Origin of the sequence: Pseudomonas sp. GW456-12-10-14-LB2 (genome assembly GCF_002884345.1) — a bacterium.
GTDB lineage: Bacteria > Pseudomonadota > Gammaproteobacteria > Pseudomonadales > Pseudomonadaceae > Aquipseudomonas > Aquipseudomonas paraglycinae.
Genome location: NZ_POHV01000023.1, coordinates 52,821 through 72,418, shown reverse-complemented (window position 1 = coordinate 72,418; position 19,598 = coordinate 52,821). Strand labels below are relative to the sequence as shown.

Sequence of the window (19,598 nt, the reverse complement as noted above, 5' to 3'; positions counted from 1 at the left end):
CCCTGCGAGGGGCACTGTCAACCCAGGGATTTGCTCAGGTGTTCCATGCTCGCGCCGATCGCCGTCTGGATATCCGCCAGGCCATGGACGCTATCAGCGAAGGGTTCAAACGACAGGTAGCCGCTGTAGCCGCCAGCAAGCAGGCTGTTGATTTGTGCCGCGTTACCGAGAATGTCGTCCGCGCCCACCAGCACCCGGTGACCATCGCCAAGGGTCGCCAGCGGCGCCTCGGTTTCCTCGACACCGGAGATATGCACCAGCCCGGTCAGCTCAGGGAAAAACTCCTGCTCACCGGCCAAATGGTGATGAAAGGTGTCGTGAACCAGACGGAACACATCCAGCCCGCCGACTGCCTTGATCGCCTCCACCGCCGTGCGTTTGCGGCGCAGCGAGCAGGCTTTGAAACCCAGCGGCTCGATGTATCCCAGCAGGCCGTGATCGCGCAGGATCGGCGCCAGCTCACTCAACGCGGTGCGCAGGCCCGACGCACGTTCGGCGACGCTGCGCGGATCGGCGCGGTCGTTCAACGGGCACATCACCAGCCCCCGCGCACCACAATCGCGGGCATAGCCAGCCAGCTTCAAGGCCTGCGCGCGGCGCTCGTCATTCCACACGTCAAACGGATACAACGCGTTGATCGACAGCACGCTGATGCCATGTGCCCTGCACAACTCACGCACGTGTCCGGGCGCGGTGCCGTCCTCGATCTCGATGCCTTTGATGTCGTTGCGGATCTCGATGGCGTCGGCCTTGAGGGTCACCGCCAATTCGATGAACGCAGGCAGGGACAAGCGAGGAGCGACCATTCGGTTCAGGGCAAAACGCAGTGGAGTACTCATTCTTGTTGTTCTCCGCGCAGATGAATTATTTGGCCGTCGGCATGCTGAATTCAGGGCCCTTGGCAATGCTGTCGGGCCAGCGTTGCATCACGCTTTTGTAGCGACTGTAGAAACGAATGCCTTCTTCTCCGTAGGCGTGGTGATCGCCGAACAGCGAGCGCTTCCAGCCACCGAACGAATGCCAGGCCATGGGCACCGGAATCGGCACGTTGATGCCGACCATCCCGACCTTGATGCTGCGGGCGAAAGCGCGGGCGATCCCGCCATCGCTGGTGAAGCACGACACGCCGTTGCCGAACTCATGGGCGTTGATCAGCGCCACGGCACTGGCGAAATCCGGCACGCGCACGACGCCCAGCACCGGGCCGAAGATTTCCTGCTGATAAATGCTCATGTCGGTGGTGACGTGATCGAACAGCGTCGCGCCGACGAAAAAGCCCGCCTCGGCGCCCGGCACCTTGAAGTGGCGGCCGTCGACAATCAGCTGCGCCCCCTGAGCCACGCCCTGATCGATAAAACCCTCCACCCTGGCCTTGTGTTCGGCGGTGACCAGCGGGCCCATGTCGTTGTCGCCTTGCAGACCGTTACCGACTTTCAACTGATCGATCCGCGGCAGCAGTTTGGCGATCAGTTGATCGCCGACTTCGCCGACCGCGACCGCAATCGAAATCGCCATGCAGCGCTCACCGGCCGATCCGTAAGCGGCGCCGATCAAGGCATCCGCGGCTTGATCCAGATCCGCGTCGGGCATGACGATCATGTGATTCTTCGCGCCGCCCAGCGCCTGCACCCGCTTGCCGCGCGCGGTGGCCTGCTGGTGGATGTATTCGGCAATCGGCGTCGATCCGACAAACGAAATCGCCTCGATGTCCGGGTGCTGCAGCAAGGCGTCGACCGCCGTCTTGTCGCCCTGAACCACATTGAACACGCCGTCCGGCAGACCGGCTTCGGTCAACAGGCGAGCCATCAGCAAACTGGCGGACGGATCGCGCTCGGACGGTTTGAGGATGAAGCAATTGCCGGTCACCAGCGCCAACGGAATCATCCACAGCGGCACCATCACCGGGAAGTTGAACGGCGTGACCCCGGCGCAGACGCCGAGTGGCTGACGCAGGTTCCAGTTGTCGATGCCGCCGCCGATGTTGTCGCTGAACTCGGTTTTCAACAGGTTCGGCGCACCGCAGGCGTACTCGACGATTTCAATGCCTCGGGTGACTTCGCCCCTGGCGTCGGAAAACACCTTGCCGTGTTCGCGGCTGATGATTTCGGCCAGTTCGTCGTGATGACGATCGAGCAACTCCTTGAACTTGAACATCACCCGCGAACGGCGCAGGGACGATTGCTCGGACCAGGCCGGGAATGCCTTGAGCGCCGAAGCGACAGCAGCGTCCACGGTCTTCTGACTGGCCAGCCCGACTCGCGCCTGAACGGCACCGGTGGCCGGATTGAAGACATCGCTGAATCGTCCGCTACCGCTGTCCTGCACCTGACCATCGATGTAGTGGCCTATGACCGGGGCGTCGCTCATTGTTCTTGTTCTCCGTGCGAAAGTTGGAATTCAGAGATCCAGCAGCCAGCTGTGCTGAGGGTCGTTATGGAACTGCCAGACGCGTTTCGGTCCGGCCATCACGTTCAGGTAGTAGGACTCGTAGCCATACGGCACGCTGACCGGGTGATAGCCCTTGGGCACGACCACGAGGTCGCTGTTTTCCACGGCCATGGCCTGATCGATGCTGCGGTCGTCGGTGTAGACCCGCTGGAACACGAAGCCCTGGGGCGGGTTGATCTGGTGGTAATAGGTTTCTTCGAGAAAGCTCTGGTGCGGCAGGTCGTCGGTGTCGTGCTTGTGCGGCGGATAGCTCGACGAGTGTCCCGACGGCGTGCGCACTTCCACCACCAGCAGCGAATGGGCCGGCTCGCTGTCCGGCAGGATGTCGCAGACATAACGTGTGTTGGCGCCCTTGCCGCGCACGCTGCGCTTCATGGTTTCAGGCCTGATCAGGCGCGGGCCGAGGCCCGTGGTGGTCGAACCGGGAGCGGCGCAAACCGCCACTTGCGCATCACTCAATGCCACCACCTGCGCCTGACTGCCGAGTGGCAGGTACGCGGCGAACGGGGATTTGTCTTCGAACACCGACTGGCGATCACCGAGGTTGTCCCAGTTGAAGGCGCCCTGCCCCGGCGCTTCGCCGTGGATGCCGACCCGGCCGCTGAGCAGCACCAGGCACAGCTCCTTGTCGCCCGCTGCGACAGGCAAGGTTTCACCCAGGCTCAAGCGATAGGCGGCGAAACCGACGTATTGCAGCTCACCTTCAGCCAGCTCGACCATGGTCCGGCCACGGGCATTGCTTTTGACCAGCAGGCTCATCGTGCAGTCCTCGCGTCGAGCAACGCACGCAAGGTGTCGAAGCCTTTTTTCGCGTAGACATAACTCGGCGCCACTGCCGGATCCTGCTCGGCCTCGACCACCAGCCAACCGTGGTAATCGGCCGCCAGCAGCACGTCCAGCAACTCGGCGAAGTCGATGTCACCATCCCCTGGCACGGTGAAGGTGCCGTTGATGATGCAGTCGGGGAAGCTCCACAGGTTGTTGCGCGCCAGTTGTACCACCGGTTTGCGCACGTCCTTGAAATGCACGTGGCAGATGCGCGACAGGTGTTTGCGCAGCACCTGCAAGGGTTCACCACCGCCCATGTAGCAATGGCCCGAATCGAACAGCAGCCCGACTTCATTACCGGTCAACGCCATCAGGGTGTCGATGTCCGACGGCGATTCGACGTAGGCACCCATATGGTGGTGATACGCCAGACGCACGCCCTGGGACAGGGTGAAGCGCGCCAGCTCGGTCAGCTTGTCGGCGTATTGTTGCCACGCCTGTTCGGTATGAAAACGCGGGCGCTCGACCAGCGGAATTCGTTGGCCCTGAATGGAGTCGGCGACTTCACCGTAAACCAGCACGTTCGCGCCGTTCTTCGCCAGCAGCTCGACATGGCTGGCAATCGCATCGATTTCCTCGGCCACCGAACGCCGCGCCAGACGACTGGAATACCAGCCGGACACCAGCGCCAGGTCATACGGACGCAGCACGTCGCCAACACCTTTGGCGTCCTTGGGAAACTTGCCGTTGAGTTCGAAGCCTTCATAACCGATGGCCTTGCCTTCGCTGAGGGCGATACTCAGCGGCGTTTCACCGCCGAGGGACGGCAGGTCGTCGTTGCTCCAGGAAATCGGGTTGATGCCAATTCGGATAGCGGGCATGGCTGCACCTTTTATTGTTATTTCTAGAATGTTCAACCGCGGCTCAGGCCCGGGCCGTACGCCAGGCATCGATCAGCTCGACGAAGGTGCCCTGCACCTGACGGATCAGCGTCTCGTCGTCGATTTCGCCGGCCAGCCAGGCGCGGCTCGGTTCCTGGAAAATCGTACGGCCCACGGCGAACCCGCGGCAGGTCTGGCTCTGACTGGCCTGCTGGAAGCCTTCGGCCAATGCGGATGCCGGGGCATTCAGGCCCAGCAGCACCACGCCTCGGCAATAGGGATCGCGCGCCTGGATCAGTTCGTCGAGCTGTTGCCATTCCTCGGCGCTCTGCGTTTCGATCTTCCACCACGCCGGGTAGATGCCCAGGTTGTAGAGGCGCTTGAGCGCGCGATACAACACGTCGGGATGCGGTGAGGGGTGATCCTTGGGCGGGATGATTTCCAGCAGCAGTTCATGACCGCTGACTTGCGATGCCTGATACAACGCCTTGATTTGCGCTTCCTGCTCCAGCCGCAGCATCGGTTCGTCATCCGGGTGGAATTGCACCAGGCATTTGATGATTTGTTCTTGCGGCCAGGCGATCAGGTTGCTGCCGATCGAGCGCCCGTGCTCGAAGGCCAGCGGCCGCGAGCCCTGCACCTCGACCGGCCGCGCCACCCACCAGCCTCGACCGGTGGCGGCGTTCAGCGAGTCCTGGCCGAAACGCTGATCCGCCAGCAGCCCGACATCGGCTTCGATGCCCTGCTCGCGCAAATCGCTTTCGACCCGCTCTACGGCCTTGATGAACAGTTGCTTGAGTTCGCCGATGGCGCCGAGATCGCGTCCACCCTTCTGGGCCAGTTCCACCAGTTGTCCGCGATGGTCGAAGGCAAAGATGAACAGTTGCTTCCACTGCTTGCGCGGCACACTGACCTGATGCAGGCGTTGCAGGGTGACGTCCTGATCCGGCCGGGTAATCGGTACCGGGCTGCTGAACAGGTAATCGAGTTCGGCACGGGTCGGCATCGCCGGCGCGCAGGCATGGCGCGACACCACCAGACCACCGCAGGCATTGGCCAACTGGCAGCAACGCTCGTCGCTGGCATCCTCCAGCCAACCGCTGAGGAAGCCCGACATGAACGCATCGCCGGCGCCCAGTACGTTCAGCACCTCGACCCGCACGCCGGGATAAATCGCGCCGTCTTCAAGACGTTGTGGAATCTCCCCGTGGATCACCGTGCAACCTTGCGGACCGAGCTTGACCACCAAGGTCGCTGCGCTCAAGCGCCGGACATTGCGCAGGGCGGTGAGCAAATCCTCGGAACCGCCGGCCAGCAGAAACTCTTCTTCCGTCCCGACCACAAGGTCGAAGCGCGGGAGGATTTGTTGCACATGTTGAGTGACGTTCTGATCGGCAACGAAACGGGTTTCGCCGTCCGCCTTGCCGGCGAGTCCCCACAGGACCGGGCGGTAGTCGATGTCCAGCACCCGTTTGACGTTGTGCTTTTCGGCGTAGTCCAGCGCCTGGATGCTCGCCTTGTAGACGCCATCGGTGGAGAAATGAGTGCCGGTGATCAGCAAGGCTTTGCTGGAGGCGATAAAGGCTTCGCTGATGTCTTCGGCCCTCAGCGCCATGTCGGCGCAATTCTCACGGTAGAAGACCAGGGGAAAGGTTTCCCGATCCTTGAGACCGAGCAGCACCATGGCGGTCAGACGCTGCGGATCGACCTTGATGCCGCTGACATCGCAGCCTTCACGGGCCAGCGACTCGATCAGGAAACGCCCCATATGATCGTCGCCGGTCCGGCTCAGCATCGCCGATCTGAGCCCCAGCCGGGCGGTGCCGAACGCGATGTTGGCGGACGAGCCGCCGAGGTATTTGGCGAAGCTGCTCACATCCTCCAGCCGTGCCCCGACTTGCTGCGCATAGAGGTCGACGCCGAGGCGTCCGAGGCAAATCAGATCCAATTGACGTCCACTGGCAAAACGAGTCTGGCCCATGCTGGCTCCTGTTATTTTTATCAGCCTGTGCCCAACGCGGTGACCGCGCCGGACACTCTTGGTGGATGCAGACTAAAACGAGCCGGATCGAACAATCAATAAATATTCCAATTATTTTTCACGTGGAATATTTTTTCCAATAAGCTTCAGTGCGGGCGCTCCAGACGCAGTGCATCGTTTCAGCAGGCATCCCGCTGGCGCAAGCCCAAGATTTTGTCCGGGCCGAGCCTGTAGACTGCGCACAGCCAAACTATTGTCAGGGGACGAGACGTAACCGTCCCTATAAGAACAAGCCAAAAGGATTATTTATGTCCAGCACCGATCAGCCGGCTACCGCCGAGAGCACGCCCGAGAGCGATCTTGCCAGCCCCCCGATCAATGCCGAGCGTCTGCTGCAGCTCATCACCACTGAATACGAAAGCCTTCCGCGCCAGCTCAAACGCATCGCCAGTTACATGAGCCAGCAAAGCGACCGGATCATGGTCGACCGCATCAGCGACATCGCCCGCGAGTGCGAAGTGCACCCGTCGGCCATCGTGCGGTTTTCCCAGCGTTTCGGTTTCAGCGGATTCAGTGAAATGCAGGCGCTGTTCCGCGAGGCGTATACCCACAAAGCCACGCCGGTACAGAACTACCAGCAGCGCATTCGCAGCATGATCGCCAACAAGTCGCAGAAAGCCAGCGGCGGCGACCTGGCCCGAGAGTGCATCGACGCCACCCTTTCGGGCATCGAACGCCTGGGCCAGGAACTGGATGACCAGGCCTTTGAAAAGGCCGTGGATCTTGTGGTCAATGCCGACAATATCTACGTGGTCGGCGTGCGTCGCTCGTTCGCCGTGGCCGACTATCTGGTCTACAACCTGCAACACACCAACAAGCGCATTCACCTGGTCTCGGGCCTCGGCGGCAGCTATCGCGAGCAGATGCGCAGCGTGCGCGCCAATGACCTGGTGATCGCCATCAGCTTTACGCCGTATGGTAAGGAAACCCAGCACTGCCTGCGCATCGCCCAGCACCATCAGGCGAAAACCCTGATCATCACTGACAGCAATCTCTCGCCCCTGGCCAAGCGCGCCAACACCCTGCTGCTGGTCAATGAAGGTAGCTCGTTTGCGTTCCGATCCTTGAGTGCGACTTTGTGCCTTTGCCAGGCGCTGTTTATCGCCGTGGCCTATCGACTGGAGTTGAAGGTGGACGAGATTCACGAGCAGGTCGGGTTCGAGGACTGATCGGAGCACCGTCATCTCAACGAATGTGGTAATTCAAAATATTTATTCCATTATTTGAACACAAGGAATATTTATTCTATAAACAGGATCTCTGAAAACAAAAACTCAAAGGATCCTGTCATGCGTGAACTCGGAATCGGCCTGATCGGCACGGGCTTCATGGGGCGCGCCCACGCCCTGGCCTTTCGCAACGTCAGCGGGGCATTCGAACTGCCCTTCACCCTTCGCCTGGCCGGCCTGGCTGACGCCGATCCCGCACGCGCACAAGCCTGCGCCACCGCCTGGGGCTTCGATCAGGCCCATGGCGACTGGCAGCGATTGATCCACGACCCCAAGGTCAACCTGATCGCCATCACCACTCCCAATCACCTGCACTACCCGATGGCCATGGCCGCTCTCGCCGCCGGTAAGCCGGTTTACTGCGAAAAGCCGCTGGCGGTGAATCTTGAGCAAGCTCATGCCATGCACGTGGCGGCGAAGCATGCCGGCGTCGTCACCCGGGTCGGCTACAACTATCAGCACAACCCGATCATCGGCCTGGCACGCGAGCTGATCCTGAGTGGCGAACTCGGCAAGATCATCAGCTTTCAAGGTGAGTTCAGCGAAGATTTCATGGCCGATCCGGCCTCCCCCTGGTCGTGGCGCTGCGAACCGGAACATGCCGGTGGAGCATTGGCGGATCTGGGCAGCCACCTGCTCGCCATGGCGCGCTACCTGCTGGGCGATGTCGAAGCGGTGTGCGCCGACTCCCAGACAGTCCATGGCCAACGCCCGACCACAACCGGCAGCCAGGAACGACGTCGCATTGCGGTCGACGATCAAGCCCATGCCTTGCTGCGTTTCGCCAGTGGCGCGCGGGGTACCTTCAGCAGCAGCTGGCTCAAGCATGGCTACAAGAATCATCTGAGCTTCGAGATCAGCGGCACCCGAGGCACCCTGGCGTTTGATCAGGAGCGCTTGAACGAGCTACGCCTGTGTCGCGCCGGCGAAGGTGGCTTCCAGCGTTTACTCGCCGGACCGGACTTGCCCGGCTACGCCGCGTTCAGCCCGGCGCCGGGGCATCAGCTGGGCTACAACGAGCTGAAGACACTGGAAGTGCATGAGCTGATAATGGCGTTGGCCGGGAGCGGGCAGACCGGGACTGATTTTGAAGAGGCATTTGAAGTTGAGAGGCTGGCGACGGCGATTCGGGTCGCGGCTGAGGAACGACGCTGGGTGTCTGTCAGTGAAATCACTGGGTAGTTTTGTGCGGGCACAAAAAAGCCGATCGGGATGATCGGCTTGTGTGTCTGAATTTACTGAAGAGGAAACTGAATCCCCTGCAAAAGTCACTGCGCATGAAAAAGCCCAACTCGCTAAAGTTGGGCTAAGTCATTGAATTATATGGTCGGGACGGAGTGATTCGAACACTCGACCCCTAGCACCCCATGCTAGTGCGCTACCGGACTGCGCTACGCCCCGACTAGGTTTGAAACTCGTTCTCCATCTCGAAGAACGCTCAAGAATATATCGCAAGCTTTTGAAAACTGGAAGTATTTAAAAGCACGAAATTATTTCTTGAGAACCACCAGAACATCTTCGAGCTCGGCGATCATCTGGCGGATCATTTGCTTGTATTGGGTGGTGTCGTCTTTGGCTTCATCGCCGGACAGACGCAGTCGCGCGCCGCCGATGGTAAACCCCTGATCGTAAAGGAGCGCGCGGATCTGCCGGATCATCAGCACGTCCTGGCGCTGATAATACCGGCGGTTTCCGCGGCGTTTGACGGGGTTGAGCTGAGGAAACTCCTGCTCCCAGTAGCGCAGCACGTGCGGTTTTACCGCACACAGCTCGCTGACTTCACCGATGGTGAAGTAGCGTTTGCCCGGGATGACGGGGAGTTCGTCGTTATGACTTGGTTCCAGCATAAGCCTCAACTCGGGCCTTCAACTTCTGCCCTGGACGAAAGGTGACCACACGGCGAGCCGTGATCGGGATTTCTTCCCCCGTTTTCGGGTTGCGGCCAGGCCGCTGGCGTTTGTCCCGAAGGTCGAAATTGCCGAAACCCGACAATTTGACCTGCTCGTTGTCTTCAAGAGCGTGCCTGATTTCCTCGAAAAACAGTTCAACCAATTCCTTGGCTTCCCGCTTGTTCAGGCCCAGCTCTTCATACAGACGTTCCGCCATCTCAGCTTTCGTCAAAGCCCCCATACGTCACTTCCTTAACGTGGCGTTCAACCTTTGTTCGAGCGAGGTGAGGATATTTTGCGTCGTCGAATTCACCTCATCGTCATTAAGAGTGCGCGATGGATGCTGCCAGGTCAAGCCGACTGCGAGGCTTTTTCTATCAGGATCAATGCCTTTACCCTGATACACGTCAAATAGCCTGAGGTCTGTCAGCCATTCGCCTGCATTTTCACGGATTACGTCCAGTACAGCCGAGGCTGCAACGTCTTTGTGCGCAATCAGTGCCAGGTCACGACGCACTTCAGGAAAGCGCGACAACTCGTGGAATTTCGGCATTTTACCCAGAGCGACTTCAGCCAGAACCAGCTCGAAGACGAAGACCGGACGGTCGAGACCCAGGGACTTCGACAGTTCAGGGTGAATCGCGCCGATAAAGCCGACTTCACGCCCTTCCCGCTCGATGCGTGCGGTCTGGCCCGGATGCAGCGCAGGGTGTTTGCCCGGTGCAAAAGTGAACTGATCCAGCGCACCGGCAAAGCCCAGCACTGCTTCTACGTCAGCCTTGACGTCGAAGAAGTCCACGGTATCGCGACCTTGCGCCCAGCCTTCCGGCAGACGGCTGCCGCATACCACACCGGCTATCATCGGCTCTTGCTTCAGACCTTCCAGCTGACCGACAAAGCGCAGGCCGCTCTCGAACAGACGAACACGATCCTGCTGACGGTTGAGGTTGTGCTGCAACGCCTTGACCAGACCCGGCCACAGCGACGAACGCATGGCGGCCATGTCATTGGAGATAGGGTTCGCCAACAGCAGCGGCTCTACGCCCGGGTTGAACAGCTCGAACTGCTTCGGATCGATAAAGCTGTAAGTGATCGCTTCCTGATAACCACGAGCGACCAGCAGACGACGCAGCTCCGGCAGATCGCTGCGCGCTTCGGCCTTGGCCTGTGGCGCCAGACGAGCTTGCGGGTAACGAACCGGCAGGCGGTTGTAACCGTACAGACGAGCCAGCTCTTCGATCAGATCGACTTCCAGGCTGATGTCGAAGCGATGGCTTGGCACTTCTACGCGCCACTGCCCTGCTCCGTCGGCGGAAACCTTCAGACCCAAAGCATTGAGCAGACGCTCGACTTCGGCCGAATCCATTTCCATGCCCAGCATCTGGGTGATGCGCTGAGCCCGCAGGGTGATCGGCGCGATCGACGGCAAGTGCTGCTCGCTGACGGTCTCGATGATCGGGCCGGCTTCGCCACCGGTGATTTCCAGCAGCAGGCCGGTGGCGCGCTCCATGGCTTCACGGGCCAGTTGCCAGTCCACACCGCGCTCATAGCGGTGCGAAGCGTCAGTGTGCAGACCATACGAACGAGCCTTGCCCGCGACAGCGATCTGGTCGAAGAACGCACTTTCAAGGAACACGTCGCGAGTTGTCGCGGAAACGCCACTGTGCTCGCCACCCATCACGCCGGCAATCGCCAGAGCGCGAGTGTGGTCGGCGATCACCAGCGTATCGCTGCGCAGGCTGACTTCCTGACCGTCGAGCAGAACGAGCTTCTCGCCCTCTTCCGCCATGCGCACACGGATGCCGCCATTGATTTCGGCGAGATCGAAGGCGTGCAGAGGCTGGCCCAGCTCGAGCATCACGTAGTTAGTGATGTCGACGGCGGCGTCGATGCTGCGGACTTCGGCGCGACGCAGACGCTCAACCATCCACAGCGGCGTCGGCCTGGACAGGTCAACGTTACGGATGACACGGCCCAGGTAACGCGGGCAGGCCGCAGGTGCCAAAACTTCTACCGAGCGCACTTCGTCGTGCACCGCCGGAACGGTCATCACCACCGGGCGAGTGACCGGAGCGTCGTACAGCGCGCCGACTTCACGGGCCAGACCGGCCAGGGACAGGCAGTCGCCACGGTTCGGAGTCAGATCGACTTCGATGCTGGCGTCTTCCAGGTCCAGATAAACACGGAAATCTTCGCCCACCGGCGCATCGGCTGGCAGCTCCATCAGACCGTCATTGCCTTCACCGACCTGCAGCTCGGATTGCGAGCACAGCATGCCGTTGGACTCGACACCGCGCAGCTTGGCCTTCTTGATCTTGAAGTCGCCCGGCAGCTCGGCACCGATCATCGCGAACGGAATCTTCAGGCCTGGACGCACGTTTGGCGCACCGCACACGACCTGGAAAGTTTCCGCGCCATTGCTGACCTGGCACACGCGCAATTTGTCGGCATCGGGGTGCTGCTCGGTGCTCAGCACCTCACCCACCACCACGCCACTGAAAACACCGGCGGCCGGCGTAACGCTATCGACCTCAAGACCGGCCATCGACAGACGGGCAACCAGCGCGTCGCGATCTACCTGCGGGCTGACCCAGCCACGCAGCCATTGTTCACTGAATTTCATCCTGCTCTCCTAAGAATTCGTTACGACTAGCGAAATTGCGCGAGGAACCGCAAGTCGTTGTCGAAGAACAGACGCAAGTCGTTCACGCCGTAACGCAGCATGGCCAGACGCTCAACGCCCATGCCGAAGGCGAAGCCCGAGAACTCTTCCGGATCGATCCCGGACATGCGCAACACGTTCGGGTGAACCATGCCGCAGCCCATCACTTCCAGCCAGCCGGTCTGTTTGCAGACGCGGCAGCCTTTACCACTGCACATCACGCATTCCATGTCGACTTCGGCGGAAGGCTCGGTGAACGGGAAGTACGAAGGACGGAAACGCACCGCCAGCTCTTTCTCGAAGAACACCCGCAAGAACTCTTCGATCGTGCCTTTGAGGTCGGCGAAGTTGATATCGCGATCGACCAGCAGGCCTTCGACCTGGTGGAACATCGGCGAATGGGTGATATCGGAGTCGCTGCGGTACACACGGCCTGGGCAGACAATGCGGATCGGCGGCTTTTTCGATTCCATGGTGCGGACCTGTACCGGCGAGGTATGGGTGCGCAGCAACATGTTGGCGTTGAAATAGAAGGTGTCATGCATCGACCGGGCCGGGTGGTGGCCTGGGATGTTGAGCGCCTCGAAGTTGTGATAGTCGTCTTCAACCTCAGGGCCTTCGGCAATGCCGTAGCCGATATGGGTGAAGAACTGTTCGATACGTTCCAGAGTCCGGGTTACCGGATGCAGACCACCGGAGGTCTGACCGCGGCCCGGCAGGGTCACGTCAATCGATTCGGCAGACAGTTTGGCAGCCAGTTCGGCTTCTTCAAACAGAGCCATGCGCGCATTGAGAACGCCTGTAACACGTTCCTTGGCAACGTTGATCAGGGCGCCGACCTGCGGACGCTCTTCTGCCGGCAAATTCCCCAGGGTCTTCATCACCTGAGTCAATTCACCCTTTTTGCCAAGGTATTGAACCCGGATTTGCTCCAGGGCATTGATATCTTCAGCGCTTTGCACAGCCTCTAGTGCTTGAGAGACCAGCGCATCCAGGTTTTCCATGTACAGACTCCAGATACAAAATAGGGGAAGAGCTTGAAGGCTCTTCCCCTATTTATGACGTTTAACACCTGGCCCCACAGAGGTGTGGCCAGGTGACTGTCGGGGGTACTTAAGCCAAGGTGGCTTTAGCTTTCTCGACAATCGCAGCAAACGCCGCTTTTTCGTTCACTGCCAGATCAGCCAGAACCTTACGGTCGATCTCGATGGACGCTTTTTTCAGGCCAGCGATGAAACGGCTGTAGGACAGACCGTTAACACGAGCACCAGCGTTGATACGAGCGATCCACAGAGCGCGGAACTGACGTTTTTTCTGACGACGGTCACGGTAGGCGTATTGGCCTGCCTTGATTACCGCTTGCTTGGCAACACGGAATACGCGGGAGCGTGCGCCGTAGTAGCCTTTAGCAAGTTTCAGAATTTTTTTGTGACGTTTACGGGCAATGACGCCACGCTTTACACGAGCCATGAGTTACTTCCTCTATTCTTGATCCAAAAATTAACGAAGGCGCAGCATGCGCTCGACTTTTGCCACGTCAGACGGATGCAGCAAGCTGCTACCGCGCAGTTGACGCTTACGCTTGGTCGACATTTTGGTCAGGATGTGGCTCTTGAAAGCGTGCTTGTGCTTGATACCGTTAGCAGTTTTCAGAAACCGCTTAGCAGCACCACTTTTGGTTTTCATCTTTGGCATGTTCGGATACTCCGCATTCAGTTGATAAACATAATCAGAAGGCCTGCCGTGCCCTGTTGATTACTTCTTCTTTTTCGGGGCGATGACCATGATCAGCTGGCGTCCTTCCATCTTAGGATGCTGTTCGACCGAACCGTACTCGAGCAGGTCTTGTTCAACCCGCTTGAGGAGTTCCATCCCCAGCTCCTGGTGGGCCATCTCACGGCCGCGGAATCGCAAGGATACCTTGGCCCTGTCCCCGTCACTCAGGAAACGTACCAGGTTGCGCAGTTTTACCTGGTAATCCCCTTCCTCCGTCCCTGGACGAAACTTGATTTCTTTTACCTGAATCTGCTTCTGGTTCTTCTTCGCCGCAGCAATCTGCTTCTTCTTTTCGAAGATCGATTTGCCGTAGTCCATCACCCGGCAAACCGGCGGGACTGCGTCGGCAGAGATTTCTACCAGATCAAGCTTTGCTTCTTCAGCAATACGAAGCGCTTCATCAATCGAGACGATGCCAATCTGCTCGCCATCAGCGCCAATTAACCGAACCTCGCGTGCCGAGATATTCTCGTTGATCGGGGCTTTCGGTGCAGCTCGTTTATCTTGTCTCATTTCACGCTTAATAATAATTACTCCGAATCTGGGCGACCACGCCGGGAAACCGCTTGCGCGAGAAACTCAGCGAACTGGGCGACGGGCATCGAGCCCAGGTCAGCACCTTCACGAGTACGCACAGCGACAGTCTGCATCTCGACTTCCTTATCCCCAATAACCAAGAGATATGGAACCTTGAGCAAAGTATGCTCGCGGATTTTAAAGCCGATCTTTTCATTTCTCAAGTCGGACTTGGCACGAAACCCGCTTTCGTTGAGAGTTTTTTCGACCTGAGCGACGAAATCTGCCTGTTTATCAGTGATATTCATGATCACTGCCTGGGTTGGCGCCAGCCACGCAGGGAATGCACCTTCGTAGTGCTCGATCAGAATGCCGACGAAACGCTCGAACGAACCGAGGATCGCACGGTGCAACATCACCGGATGCTTGCGGCTGTTGTCTTCGGAGACGTATTCGGCTCCCAGACGCACCGGCAGGTTGAAATCGAGCTGCAAGGTACCACACTGCCACACGCGACCGAGGCAATCTTTCAGCGAGAATTCAATCTTCGGACCGTAGAAAGCGCCCTCACCCGGCTGCAGATCGTACGGCAGACCAGCGCTATCAAGCGCTGCAGCCAGGGCCGCTTCGGCGCGATCCCACAGCTCGTCGGAACCGACGCGTTTTTCCGGACGAGTGGACAGCTTCATCTCGATGTCTTTAAAGCCGAAGTCGGCATAAACATCCATGGTCAGCTTGATGAACGCAGCGGATTCAGCCTGCATCTGCTCTTCGGTGCAGAAGATGTGGGCGTCGTCCTGAGTGAACGCGCGCACACGCATGATGCCGTGCAGCGCACCCGACGGCTCGTTGCGATGGCAGGCACCGAACTCGGCCAAGCGCATCGGCAGCTCGCGGTAGCTCTTCAGACCCTGGTTGAACACCTGCACGTGGCAAGGGCAGTTCATCGGCTTGATGGCGTAGTCGCGGCTTTCCGACTCGGTGGTGAACATGTTGTCGGCGTAGTTGGCCCAGTGCCCGGATTTCTCCCACAGGCTGCGGTCAACGACTTGCGGCGTCTTGATCTCGAGATAGCCGTTGTCACGCTGCACTTTGCGCATGTACTGCTCGAGTACCTGGTACAGCGTCCAGCCATTTGGATGCCAGAACACCATGCCCGGCGCTTCTTCCTGGGTATGAAACAGGCCCAGGCGCTTGCCGATCTTGCGGTGATCGCGCTTTTCAGCTTCTTCGATACGCTGGATGTAAGCAGCCAGTTGCTTCTTGTCAGCCCACGCGGTGCCGTAAACGCGCTGCAATTGCTCGTTCTTGGCATCACCGCGCCAGTAGGCGCCGGACAGCTTGGTCAGCTTGAAGGATTTCAGGAAGCGAGTGTTCGGCACGTGCGGACCGCGGCACATGTCGACGTATTCTTCGTGATAGTACAGGCCCATGGCCTGCTCGTTCGGCATGTCCTCGACCAGACGCAGCTTGTAATCTTCGCCACGAGCCTTGAACACTTCGATCACTTCGGCACGCGGAGTGACTTTCTTGATGACGTCGTATTCAGTGTCGATCAGCTGTTGCATGCGCTGTTCGATGGCCGCCATGTCGTCCGGCGTAAAAGGACGCTCGAAGGCGATGTCGTAATAGAAGCCTTCATCAATGACCGGACCGATGACCATTTTGGCCGTCGGGTACAACTGCTTGACCGCGTGGCCAACCAGGTGGGCGCAAGAGTGGCGAATGATCTCCAGCCCCTCTTCATCCTTTGGCGTGATGATTTGCAGCGTTGCGTCGCTGTCGATGATGTCGCTGGCGTCAACCAGCTTGCCGTTCAGCTTGCCGGCCAGGGTGGCCTTGGCCAGGCCTGCACCGATGGATGCGGCGACCTCGGCTACGGAAACCGGGTGATCGAATGAACGTTGACTGCCGTCGGGAAGAGTAATAGTTGGCATGGCGCCTCCTCTCCTAGTGGTGACCCCTACCAAAGGTCACGTGGGTTGGGATGAGCCAGTACAAGATCCGATCCAGGCCATTCAATGACGAACGCCTGCCTTACAGCGGCAGGAGCCTTGCGGCCAACCGGAAAACCGAACCAGAGTGACTGGGATTCAAATCAGAAAATTCGTACGCTGCCGCTGCCAGGACTGAAAGTCATCCGGAGCTTGCGAACGCCCGAGCCAGGCATGCTAGCACAGATGAACGGTCACCGATGCACTCTGGTTTTACCGGGAGGCAAATCGTCCGTTTTATGCCAGAGTGCTGAACTTGATCGGCCTTAGGCCCCTCAGATAACAAGACATTGACCCACAAGGAGCATCCTCGCATGCGTCTTAACACCCTGCTTGCTGCAGTCGCCCCCCTCGTTTTGCTGCTGCCGTTGAGCGCCCACGCCGACTGGCCGAAGGGCGAGCGTGAGAAATACATGGCTCAGTGCACCCAGGCGGCCACTCCGCAAATCGGTGCCGCTGCCGCAAAGTCCCACTGCGCGTGCGGTGCCGATGCGATCAAGTCCTACCCGGCCAGCGACATTCAGGCACTGATGGACAACAAGGCCAGCCAGGAACTGCAGCAGAAAGCCCTGGGGCAAATTGCCAAATGCAAGGCCAATACCCCGGCGAAAAAATGATGAAACAGGCCTTTTCACTGCCCCCAGCACCGCTGAAAAGCATCTGATTCAGGCCTTTTCGTACGATTTATGCAGGTTTTACAGGTTTTTTTATTGTCTTTATTTTTCGCCAGAAGCCTTTTAAACCGGGGCCTCCAGCCGAAACAGGCAGTAAAGAAAACACGACTGATTGGCAAACAGCACGTCCGGGGGGCTACCAAAGCGAACATTTCGACTATGATACCCCAGTGTGCCCAGTTGGCCTGAGCAGCACAGTACTACTGAAAATATATGTTTCTTGGAGATACACCATGTCTAATCGCCAAACCGGCACCGTTAAATGGTTCAACGATGAAAAAGGCTTCGGCTTCATCACTCCTCAAGGTGGCGGTGACGACCTGTTCGTACACTTCAAAGCTATCGAATCCGACGGTTTCAAAAGCCTGAAAGAAGGCCAGACCGTTTCCTTCGTGGCTGAGAAAGGCCAAAAGGGTATGCAAGCTGCACAAGTTCGCCCAGAGTAATTTCCCGGCGCACTAAAAAAACCCCGTCTATGTGACGGGGTTTTTTATGGGTGAAACAAACGCCCGAAAGGCTCAGCCGCAGTTGACGCGGGTGACTACCAGATTCTGATCGGTATTCAGGTTGAGGCGATCGGAGCGGTACTCCAAAGTAATCATGTCATTCGGCTTGAGGAATCGGGCGTTCTGCGCACCGGCTTTCTTGCGCGCTTGCTCCAATAGTTCCGGCGAAGCTTTCTTGCCGAGAGCGAACTCCGCAGCCGATGCTTCACAACGACCATGTCCGGCCTCAGTCGCCACGGGATCCTTCTGCGACTCGCTGGAGGTCGTAGAGCAACCAGCCAACAGAGCAACGGCCATCAGTGCACCCAGTGACGCGAACTTCCAAGGCATTGAAGCCTCCTTATTTCAATTTTGAGCAGAGATCGTGCGACCGCCAATACGGCGTTTGGTTTCACGGTGAGTGCTATCACCCCGCCCCACAATCGGAAAAACACTGAGTGTGCCTGAGCAACACCTGAAGCATCACCCCGTAAAGCGTCACTGAATATTAATGACGCTCAGTAGACATCTATGTAATCGAAGGGAGGATTTGGCCAGTTGTCCTTGAGCGCGTTGAAGATCTGCATGACCCAGACTTCGTCGTTGGCCGCGACATTTCCCACGTATCCCGAGCCTTTTGCCCAAGTCTCCAGACGAAACAGCAGGCCATCGATGTCCTGGCCGCCAGTGACACCCGAAGAGATATAGGCAATGCCACCCTTGGTCACGCGCAGTTGAGTGTGTTCGTCATCACTGGCTGACGCCAGCATCCGGCGGACAGCATCAAGGGTCAGGCCGTCGGGGCTATTCAAATCGATCTGCACAGCGCAATCCTTGTTTTTTTGCGGAAACGACCAAGTGTCGCATAGCCCTGCGCTCATGCCTAAGTCGCAGTGCCAAACGCTCGGCAAAGTGGTTAACTCAAAACTCCGATCCCGCGACCGAGCCTTGCCATGACCACCGTAAGCATTACCGCCGACATCAAGGCCGCCTGGCCGCAAGGGCACAGTTCTTACAGCCCGGGCAGTCCGGAGGAATTGGCATTGATCAGCATTGACTTGCTGGTGAAGACGCTGGGAACGCAAGGCGCGCAGTCGTTCATCGCCCAGCTGTTCGAAAAGTATCCCGATGACTTCAAAGGCACATCGGACACCGAGAGGGAGTAAAAGCCCGCAAGCTGGCACCTGCGGGCGTATCGCTTACTTCAGACGTTTCAGACGCTCGGTCAGCAGATCGAAGAAGCCTTGGGCGTCGCCGTTCTCCACCCAGAAGGCGTTCTTCGGCGCCTTGAGGCCGTCATACCAGTCGACAATAGTCTGGCCGAAGGTCGGGCCTTCACGGCTGTCGACCACCACATTCACCGACCGGCCAGTGAACAGCTCAGGCTTGAGCAGATAAGCCACGACGGTAGCGTCATGCACAGGACCACCCGGAATGCCGTAGTGCTCCATATCGCCTTTGATGTACTCGTTGAGGATGTCGCCGACAATCTTGCTCGCATTGTTGTTCAGCGCCGCGATCTGCTTCAGGCGCGCATCGCTGGTCAGGATCTTGTGGGTCACATCCAGTGGCAGGTAAGTCAGTTTCACCCCGCTTTTAAGCACCACTTCCGCTGCTTGCGGGTCGGCGTACAGGTTGAACTCGGCCACCGGCGTGATGTTGCCGCCATTGAAGTGGGCGCCACCCATGATCACCACTTCCTTGATCCCCTGAACAATCTCCGGCTCCTGGATCAGCGCCAGGGCCAGGTTGGTCTGCGGGCCGAGCATCGCGATGGTGATGCTGTGCGGCTTGGCTTTTTTCAGGGTGTCGATCAGGTAGTTGACCGCATTGCCTTCGGCCAGGCCCTTTTTCGGCTCGTGCACGGTGACACCCGACAGGCCTTCCTTGCCATGGATGTTTTCGGCGTAGATCGGCGTGCGCATCAACGGTTTTGGCGCGCCGGCGTACACCGGAATCTCTTCCCGCTCTGCCCACTCACGGGCCAACCGCGCATTGCGCGAAGTCTTGTCCAGACGCACGTTGCCGGCCACGGTGGTGAACGCGCGAATGTTCAGCTCCTCCGGTGAGGCCATGGCTAACAACAGGGCGACCACGTCATCGGCGCCCGGATCGGTGTCGATGATCAGGTCGATCTTTTCCGCCGCCTGGGCGCCGGTCGCGGTTATCACGGACAAAAGCAGCAGACTCCGAATCAATTGATGCATTTTTTGAGCATAGCGGTGCATGGCGCAT

General features: G+C 58.8%; 21 protein-coding genes and 1 tRNA gene. 5 read left to right on the top strand and 17 right to left on the bottom strand.

The window, feature by feature from the left end:
* Positions 1-17: 17 nt before the first annotated feature.
* From C1X29_RS17360 to iolC, 5 genes are read right to left on the bottom strand one after another with little or no spacing between them, the layout of a single operon-like run.
* Positions 18-839 carry a TIM barrel protein gene (locus C1X29_RS17360; RefSeq protein ID WP_102717976.1) on the bottom strand — a complete coding sequence of 274 codons (822 nt, stop codon included), beginning with the start codon at positions 837-839 and terminating at the stop codon, positions 18-20.
* A gap of 25 nt (positions 840-864) precedes the next feature.
* Positions 865-2,367, bottom strand: a complete 1,503-nt coding sequence (locus tag C1X29_RS17355; RefSeq protein ID WP_102717975.1) for a CoA-acylating methylmalonate-semialdehyde dehydrogenase — start codon at positions 2,365-2,367, stop codon at positions 865-867.
* A gap of 30 nt (positions 2,368-2,397) precedes the next feature.
* Positions 2,398-3,207 (bottom strand): 5-deoxy-glucuronate isomerase, encoded by an 810-nt coding sequence (iolB, locus tag C1X29_RS17350; RefSeq protein WP_085747792.1) that lies wholly within the window; start codon positions 3,205-3,207, stop codon positions 2,398-2,400.
* The gene (iolE, locus tag C1X29_RS17345; protein WP_102717974.1) at positions 3,204-4,097 is read right to left on the bottom strand and encodes a myo-inosose-2 dehydratase; all 894 of its coding nucleotides are present in this window, start codon (positions 4,095-4,097) and stop codon (positions 3,204-3,206) included. Before iolE ends, iolB begins: the two co-directional genes overlap by 4 nt.
* 43 nt (positions 4,098-4,140) lie before the next feature.
* Positions 4,141-6,078: a 5-dehydro-2-deoxygluconokinase gene (gene iolC / locus C1X29_RS17340; RefSeq protein ID WP_102717973.1), complete on the bottom strand. Its 1,938-nt coding sequence runs from the start codon at positions 6,076-6,078 to the stop codon at positions 4,141-4,143.
* A gap of 308 nt (positions 6,079-6,386) precedes the next feature.
* Between iolC and C1X29_RS17335 the strand changes: the two genes are divergently transcribed.
* Both C1X29_RS17335 and C1X29_RS17330 read left to right on the top strand, forming a co-directional pair.
* Complete coding sequence (locus C1X29_RS17335) at positions 6,387-7,307, top strand: MurR/RpiR family transcriptional regulator (RefSeq protein ID WP_085747795.1); 921 nt, start codon at positions 6,387-6,389, stop codon at positions 7,305-7,307.
* Between the two features lie 120 nt (positions 7,308-7,427).
* Positions 7,428-8,549 (top strand): Gfo/Idh/MocA family protein, encoded by a 1,122-nt coding sequence (locus C1X29_RS17330; protein WP_102717972.1) that lies wholly within the window; start codon positions 7,428-7,430, stop codon positions 8,547-8,549.
* Positions 8,550-8,691: 142 nt separating this feature from the next.
* Here the strand turns inward: C1X29_RS17330 and C1X29_RS17325 are convergent.
* The 9 genes from C1X29_RS17325 to thrS all read right to left on the bottom strand — a co-directional run bounded on the left by C1X29_RS17325 (position 8,692) and on the right by thrS (position 16,147).
* Positions 8,692-8,768, bottom strand: a tRNA-Pro gene (locus tag C1X29_RS17325).
* A gap of 89 nt (positions 8,769-8,857) precedes the next feature.
* Positions 8,858-9,214, bottom strand: a complete 357-nt coding sequence (locus tag C1X29_RS17320) for a MerR family transcriptional regulator (RefSeq protein ID WP_003179985.1) — start codon at positions 9,212-9,214, stop codon at positions 8,858-8,860.
* Entirely contained in the window at positions 9,195-9,497 is a 303-nt protein-coding gene (gene ihfA, locus C1X29_RS17315) for an integration host factor subunit alpha (RefSeq protein ID WP_002553164.1), read from the bottom strand. The genes C1X29_RS17320 and ihfA overlap by 20 nt, the downstream gene beginning before the upstream one ends.
* Positions 9,498-9,500: 3 nt before the next feature.
* Positions 9,501-11,879, bottom strand: coding sequence for a phenylalanine--tRNA ligase subunit beta (pheT, locus tag C1X29_RS17310; protein ID WP_085607825.1), 2,379 nt, complete (start codon positions 11,877-11,879; stop codon positions 9,501-9,503).
* Positions 11,880-11,905: 26 nt separating this feature from the next.
* Positions 11,906-12,922 carry a phenylalanine--tRNA ligase subunit alpha gene (gene pheS, locus C1X29_RS17305; RefSeq protein WP_011333387.1) on the bottom strand — a complete coding sequence of 339 codons (1,017 nt, stop codon included), beginning with the start codon at positions 12,920-12,922 and terminating at the stop codon, positions 11,906-11,908.
* A 109-nt stretch (positions 12,923-13,031) separates the two neighbouring features.
* The gene (gene rplT, locus C1X29_RS17300) at positions 13,032-13,388 is read right to left on the bottom strand and encodes a 50S ribosomal protein L20 (RefSeq protein ID WP_002553161.1); all 357 of its coding nucleotides are present in this window, start codon (positions 13,386-13,388) and stop codon (positions 13,032-13,034) included.
* A 30-nt stretch (positions 13,389-13,418) separates the two neighbouring features.
* Positions 13,419-13,613, bottom strand: coding sequence for a 50S ribosomal protein L35 (gene rpmI / locus C1X29_RS17295; RefSeq protein WP_002553160.1), 195 nt, complete (start codon positions 13,611-13,613; stop codon positions 13,419-13,421).
* A gap of 60 nt (positions 13,614-13,673) precedes the next feature.
* Positions 13,674-14,225, bottom strand: a complete 552-nt coding sequence (gene infC, locus C1X29_RS17290; RefSeq protein ID WP_169432615.1) for a translation initiation factor IF-3 — start codon at positions 14,223-14,225, stop codon at positions 13,674-13,676.
* On the bottom strand, positions 14,225-16,147 hold the full coding sequence (gene thrS / locus C1X29_RS17285; RefSeq protein WP_102717971.1) for a threonine--tRNA ligase: 1,923 nt from the start codon (positions 16,145-16,147) through the stop codon (positions 14,225-14,227). Before thrS ends, infC begins: the two co-directional genes overlap by 1 nt.
* A gap of 371 nt (positions 16,148-16,518) precedes the next feature.
* On the opposite strand from thrS, the gene C1X29_RS17280 reads away from it, so the two are divergent.
* The gene (locus C1X29_RS17280; RefSeq protein WP_085747799.1) at positions 16,519-16,821 is read left to right on the top strand and encodes a hypothetical protein; all 303 of its coding nucleotides are present in this window, start codon (positions 16,519-16,521) and stop codon (positions 16,819-16,821) included.
* Positions 16,822-17,111: 290 nt separating this feature from the next.
* Positions 17,112-17,324, top strand: a complete 213-nt coding sequence (locus tag C1X29_RS17275) for a cold-shock protein (RefSeq protein ID WP_003179963.1) — start codon at positions 17,112-17,114, stop codon at positions 17,322-17,324.
* Positions 17,325-17,396: 72 nt separating this feature from the next.
* Here C1X29_RS17275 and C1X29_RS17270 read toward each other — a convergent pair whose 3' ends face one another.
* Both C1X29_RS17270 and C1X29_RS17265 read right to left on the bottom strand, forming a co-directional pair.
* The gene (locus tag C1X29_RS17270) at positions 17,397-17,714 is read right to left on the bottom strand and encodes an I78 family peptidase inhibitor (RefSeq protein ID WP_085747800.1); all 318 of its coding nucleotides are present in this window, start codon (positions 17,712-17,714) and stop codon (positions 17,397-17,399) included.
* 167 nt (positions 17,715-17,881) lie between these two features.
* A complete protein-coding gene (locus C1X29_RS17265; RefSeq protein WP_102688394.1) occupies positions 17,882-18,187 on the bottom strand; it encodes a hypothetical protein in 306 nt (101 codons plus the stop codon).
* A gap of 129 nt (positions 18,188-18,316) precedes the next feature.
* On the opposite strand from C1X29_RS17265, the gene C1X29_RS17260 reads away from it, so the two are divergent.
* Positions 18,317-18,529, top strand: coding sequence for a hypothetical protein (locus C1X29_RS17260; protein WP_085747802.1), 213 nt, complete (start codon positions 18,317-18,319; stop codon positions 18,527-18,529).
* Positions 18,530-18,562: 33 nt separating this feature from the next.
* On the opposite strand, the gene C1X29_RS17255 is transcribed toward C1X29_RS17260, so the two are convergent.
* A complete protein-coding gene (locus C1X29_RS17255; protein ID WP_102688392.1) occupies positions 18,563-19,591 on the bottom strand; it encodes a nucleoside hydrolase in 1,029 nt (342 codons plus the stop codon).
* Between the last annotated feature and the right edge of the window lie 7 nt (positions 19,592-19,598).